The sequence below is a fragment of the bacterium genome, from assembly GCA_035703895.1.
GTDB lineage: Bacteria > Sysuimicrobiota > Sysuimicrobiia > Sysuimicrobiales > Segetimicrobiaceae > Segetimicrobium.
The window spans coordinates 1-5,314 of record DASSXJ010000101.1 but is presented as its reverse complement, the minus strand read 5'-3'; the positions used below and the strand labels follow the sequence as shown (position 1 = coordinate 5,314).

The window sequence follows — 5,314 nt, the reverse complement described above, 5'->3', positions numbered from 1 at the left end:
TCCGATCGAGAGCGTGGTGGCGGCGGCACGCGCGGTCAAAGAGAGCCGGGATCTCAAGCAGCGGGTCGCCTACAACGGACCGCCGGACGAGATCGGACGCCTGGCCGCGACGTTCAACGCCATGCTGGCTGAGCTGGACGGTGCGTATCGGACGCTCGACCAGTCGAACCAGCGGCTGCGGCAGTTCCTGGCCGACTGCGCCCACGAACTCCGGACGCCGCTGACGGTGATCACGAGCAACCTTGATTTGCTCGCCAAGATGGGCAATACGGACCCGGGGTTTCGGGACCAGGCGCTCGCCGACATCCGCGGTGAGGCGAACCGGATGGCGCGGATGATCACCCAGCTCCTCATTCTCGGCCGTGCCGATGCGGGCGCGCAGACGCCGAGGGAACCGGTGCTGCTCGCCGAGATCGTCGCGGAGGCGTGCCGCCAGGGCCAGGGGATGGCGGACGAGGTCCGGTTCACGACCACCTTCGGCGACGCCCTCGAGGGCGTCGCCGTCGAGGCGAACCCTGATTACCTCAAGCAGCTGCTGCTGATCTTGCTCGACAACGCCTTTAAGTACACGGCGCGCGCCGGCGAGGTCCGCGTCGAGGCCGGGTGCGACACCGGGCAGGCGTGGGTCACTGTCGTCGACAGCGGGAGCGGAATCGATCCCGAGGATCTGCCACACATCTTCGAGCGGTTCTACCGCGGCAGAAACGCCGGCGGCAAGACGGGGACTGGTCTGGGGCTGGCCATCGCCCGCTGGGTCGCCGAGCAGCACAGTGGATCGCTCCGGGTGGAGAGCGGACTGGGTCGCGGCTCCCGGTTCACCGTTGTCCTGCCGGTGCTGGAACACGCGCCCGCTGGCGTCCTCTTGTGACCCGGCGTCCCCGCTGAGGTTCATACCGATTTCTTAACCGTGTCTGGAGTTCCCCTTACGCTCGCTCCCTAGAGTGAAGATGGAGGCATGGACCCAGGGTCGGAGGCCCCCGTCCGGGACGTCCGGATGCCTCCGGAATCGGGAGGGAGGAGAGCCGTATGAGACGCGTGCTCCTTGTAGTATTGACCGGGGGTGTCGCGCTCGCTGCGGCGCTCGCCGCCTACGCGCAGTCCGGCGTCCCCGCCGAGGTCACCCAATATCGCAATTGGACCAAGATGAACGCGATTCCGCTCGACGATCCGAGCAACCCCAGCGCCGCGCCCAAAAACACCTTTATCAACATGAGTCCGGCCGATCTCAAGAAACTGATGGCCCCGGGCGGTGGGACCCGCACGCACTTTCCGGATGGCGTCACGATCGTCCGCGAATCACTCGATCCGAAGGACGGCTGGGTGCGAGTGCTGTTCGTGATGCGCTACGACAGCAAGGCAACCGGGACGAAGGGGTGGGTGTACAGCGGATACACCCGCACCGCTCAGGAGAAGCCGTTCGAGCCTCTGCAGATCGCGGATCCCGTGGCCAGGTGCGTGAACTGCCACGCGCAGGTGAAAGCCCAGGACTACGTGTTCACCCCCTACCTCAACCGGCCGGATCCGCTGCCCGCTCGGGCGCCGGCGGACGCCAACCATATCGGCATCTATAATTACCAGTTCGGGCCGCGGGATCTCCACGTGAAGGCCGGCTCGACGGTCGTCTGGGCCAACTACGACGGGGTCGCCCACGACGTCAAGGCGGCCGACAAATCGTTCGAGTCCGGGAACCTCGCCAACGAGAGCCGGTACTTCGCCACATTCACGAAGCCCGGCACGGTTCAGTATTTCTGCGCGGTGCACCTCGAGATGCGCGGCCGGGTCGTCGTCGAACCGTAGTCGAGTCGCAGAGGAGGAGCGTCATGCGCACGGCAACGATCGCGGGCCTCACCGCCCTCGTGATGCTGGCGATCGGCCCCCGGCCCCTCGGAGCCCAGTCGGCCGTCACGGTGGACGTCCAGGACTTTTCGTTTCAGCCCCATGAGTGGACGATTCAGGCGGGAACCGTCGTCACCTGGGTGAACCACGACGAGTGGCCCCATCATGTGGCGGCTGAGGATGGGAAGAGCTTTAATTCGGGGATCATCGCACCGGGGAAGGACTTCAAGTTCGCTTTTGCGGCGCCGGGTCGCTACAGTTACCGATGCGGCGTCCACCCTACTATGTCGGGGGTGATTACCGTCCAGGGCCAGTAGCTCAGCGCGCCTTAACGCTCCTTGTGGGCTCATCCCCCCCCTCGCGCCCGGATTGGGCGTTGGAACGGTCGAGGGAGGGAGCCGCCGGTGACGGGCCGAATCACGTCGGCGCGGGTACGACGGACGCGACAGTGCGAGGACTGGATGAGCCGGGCACATGTGGTGATCACCGGGGGCGCGGGGTTTATCGGCTCGCATCTCTGCGAGCGGTTCCTGAACGAAGGCTACCAGGTAACCGCGATCGACAGCTTCCTCACCGGCGCGCGGCGCAACCTCGAGCACTTAACCTCCAATGTTGCGCTTCGCCTCGTGCCGGGTGATGTGACGCAGCCCATCGCGATCGAAGGCCGGGTGGACGTAGTGCTGCACTTTGCGTCTCCCGCCAGCCCCGTGGACTACCTGGCTCATCCAATCCATACGATGAAGGTGGATTCGTTAGGCGCGTTTCACACGCTGGGCCTCGCCAAAGCGCGGGAGGCGCGTTACGTCCTCGCGTCGACCTCGGAGATCTACGGAGATCCGCTCGAGCACCCGCAGCGAGAGGAGTACTGGGGTAACGTCAACCCCGTCGGCCCCCGCAGCGTCTACGATGAAGCCAAGCGGTTCGAGGAAGCGCTCACGATGGCATATCATCGGGTGCACTCCCTTGAGGTCCGGATCGCGCGCATCTTCAACACCTATGGACCCCACATGCGCCGGAACGATGGCCGGGCCATCCCGGCGTTCATCGATGCAGGGCTCAAGGGCCTGCCGATCGAGGTCTTTGGCGATGGGTCGCAGACTCGGAGCTTTTGTTACGTCGATGATCTTGTCGAGGGGGTGTTCCGACTGGCCACCTCTCCCGGCCTGACCGGGGAGATCGTCAACCTTGGCTCCGACGCCGAATGCACCCTGCTCGAACTGGCGCATGTGATCAAGCGCTTGACGGGCGACGTGTCGTCGATCGTCTTTCGACCGCTGCCGCAGGATGACCCACGGCGGCGGCGTCCAGACTTGACGAAAGCACGCCGCCTCCTCGGGTATGAGCCGCATGTTCCGCTAGAGGACGGGCTTCGGCGGACGATCGCGTGGTTTACCCGAGGGACGGAAGGGATCACGGCGGCAGACGTCCGGGTCACCCGTCCCGCCAAAATCTAACCGCTCCTCTTGAGGGACCAACCCGGGTGTATGGTTTTACGTATTCTTTACCGGGCAATTGTACACTGGCGTCATACATGGAGCCGGTTGAAACGTGCCGATGCTGAAAGGAGGGATGTGCGCTTGCGGATTTCTGTTGTAGGCGTGCTGGTCGTTGCGCTTCTCTTTGCCCTCAGCACCGCGTCGCCGGCGCAGACCAAGAGGGTGATTCACGTCACCATGAGTTCGTTCAAGTTCGACCCGAACCTGTTCTTCGTCAACGAGGGAGATAGGGTCGTCCTCCAGCTTGATAACATCGACCCACAGCGCCCCCACTCGTTCAACTCGCCATATTTGTCCAACGTTGACTACACCGTCAGCGGGCAATTCAAGGAGGGCGTGGCGAAAGACGGGAGAAAGTACGTGCTGGTCGAGCCCGGCGAGAAGGCCGAGATCACGTTCGTGGCTAAGGGGCCGGGCCAGTACGGATTCTTATGTGGCCTCGGCAACCACGCAGCCCAAGGGCAGACCGGCGCGTTCGTCGTGTGGCCGGCCGGCTACCACCCCTCGAAATAACCCCATAACGCACCGGCGCATCACACGCCCGATCTGGACGCCCCTCCGCTTGGAGGGGCGTCTCGTTGTCCGCGATGGCCGTCTTCACGATCGGGCACTCAGGGTAAGGCTGTCCGACGAGAAAGGATTCCAAGGAGAGTTAATGAACTTCGACGGGGGTTGAGTGCCCATAAACCCACCCCGGGTTCGAGCTGGAGGCGTATGTCCAGGCTGACGTTAGGGCAGCGAATCCGGAAAGCACGGCAGGCAGCGGGGCTGACCCAGGAAGCGCTTGGGACGCCCGACCTGACGAAAGGGTTCATCAGCCTCTTGGAGCATGACCGGGCGAAGCCATCGGTGGCCACGTTGGAGCGGCTCGCGGCGCGGCTGGGCCAACCGGTCGCCTACTTTCTCGACGGCGCGGGCGCGGCGTCTGAGAAGCTGCTGGCCGTGCTGGCGAGCCGGGGCCGGGGTGAGTTGAGCCGGCGCCAGTATGAGGCGGCGCGGACGGCGTTCGCGGAGCTGCAGACCTTGGCGGCGGCGGGGCGCAGCCGGGCGATGCAGCGGCAGGCGCGGGTGGGGTTGGGGGAAGCCCTACTGGGCCTGCGGCGCCTGGAGGAAGCTCGGGTCAGTCTAGAAGACGCGCTGCACGAGGGGCGGGCGGCGGGGGACGCGTTGGTGGAGTGCCGCGCGCTGCACGGGTTGGCGACGGTCGCGCACCGGCAGGGGCGATTTCCGCAGGCCATGACGCTCTACAAGGAGGCGCTCGGTGTCCTCCCACGCTTGGGGGGTGCGGAGCCGCAGCTGGCGGGGGAGATCCAGTTGTATCTCGGGACGGTGCTCGGGCGGATGGGCCGGGTCGATGAGGCGATCGAGGCGTACACGAGCGCGCGCGCCCTCTTCGAAGGGGCGCAGCGACCGGAGCGGGTTGGCGAGGCGCTGATGGGATTAGGGAACGTGCTGAGCGCGAGCGGCGACCTCGAGCAGGCGATGGGCTTGTACGAGCGGGCGCGGGCGCTGTTCGAGCAGTACGAGGACCTCCAGTCTACGTCGTACGTACGGAACAGTCTGGGGATCGTGCTGCTGCAGACGGGACGGCCGCGGGAGGCGCTAGAGCACTTTCAGGTGAGCCTCGCGATCAAGCAGCGATTGGGGGATGGGGTGGGGGAGTGCCGGACGCTGACGGAGCTGGCGCGGTGCCACTTCATTTGCGGGGAGCGACGGCTGGCGGAGGAGGTCGCCGATCGGGCGATCACGCGGAGCCGGGAGGTGCATCTGCCGGACGAGGAGGCGCGAGCGCGGATCGTGCTCGGGTTGCTGGCGGCGGAGCGCGAAGATGTCAAAAGCGCGATGGCCGCCCTTCAGGAGGCGGCGGCCCAGTGCCGCAGGTCGAGCATGATGCCGGAGCTCGTCACGATCTATCACGAACTGGCGCGGCTGGCCAGCAGCCGGGGACACTACAGGGAAGCCGCGGGGTTCCATGAGCAGGC

At 65.7% G+C, this 5,314-nt stretch carries 6 protein-coding genes; all 6 read left to right on the top strand.

Features of this window, described 5'->3' with window-relative positions; translation table 11 throughout:
• Window positions 1-868 (top strand): HAMP domain-containing sensor histidine kinase (locus VFP86_06900; protein HET8999356.1); only part of this gene is annotated, 868 nt, incomplete at its 5' end.
• 158 nt (window positions 869-1,026) lie between these two features.
• Entirely contained in the window at window positions 1,027-1,797 is a 771-nt protein-coding gene (locus tag VFP86_06895; protein HET8999355.1) for a cytochrome P460 family protein, read from the top strand.
• A 23-nt stretch (window positions 1,798-1,820) separates the two neighbouring features.
• Window positions 1,821-2,153, top strand: coding sequence for a cupredoxin domain-containing protein (locus tag VFP86_06890; protein HET8999354.1), 333 nt, complete (start codon window positions 1,821-1,823; stop codon window positions 2,151-2,153).
• Between the two features lie 144 nt (window positions 2,154-2,297).
• On the top strand, window positions 2,298-3,290 hold the full coding sequence (locus VFP86_06885) for a UDP-glucuronic acid decarboxylase family protein (protein HET8999353.1): 993 nt from the start codon (window positions 2,298-2,300) through the stop codon (window positions 3,288-3,290).
• 123 nt (window positions 3,291-3,413) lie between these two features.
• Window positions 3,414-3,845 carry a cupredoxin domain-containing protein gene (locus VFP86_06880; GenBank protein HET8999352.1) on the top strand — a complete coding sequence of 144 codons (432 nt, stop codon included), beginning with the start codon at window positions 3,414-3,416 and terminating at the stop codon, window positions 3,843-3,845.
• A 201-nt stretch (window positions 3,846-4,046) separates the two neighbouring features.
• The coding region (locus VFP86_06875) for a tetratricopeptide repeat protein (protein ID HET8999351.1) at window positions 4,047-5,314 on the top strand (1,268 nt) is incomplete at its 3' end.

Excerpts from the sequence above, each read along its gene's own strand:
- VFP86_06895 (HET8999355.1), top strand. The coding sequence starts at position 1,027 with ATGAGACGCGTGCTCCTTGTAGTATTGACCGGGGGTGTCGCGCTCGCT.
- VFP86_06890 (HET8999354.1), top strand. The coding sequence starts at position 1,821 with ATGCGCACGGCAACGATCGCGGGCCTCACCGCCCTCGTGATGCTGGCG.
- VFP86_06885 (HET8999353.1), top strand. The coding sequence starts at position 2,298 with ATGAGCCGGGCACATGTGGTGATCACCGGGGGCGCGGGGTTTATCGGC.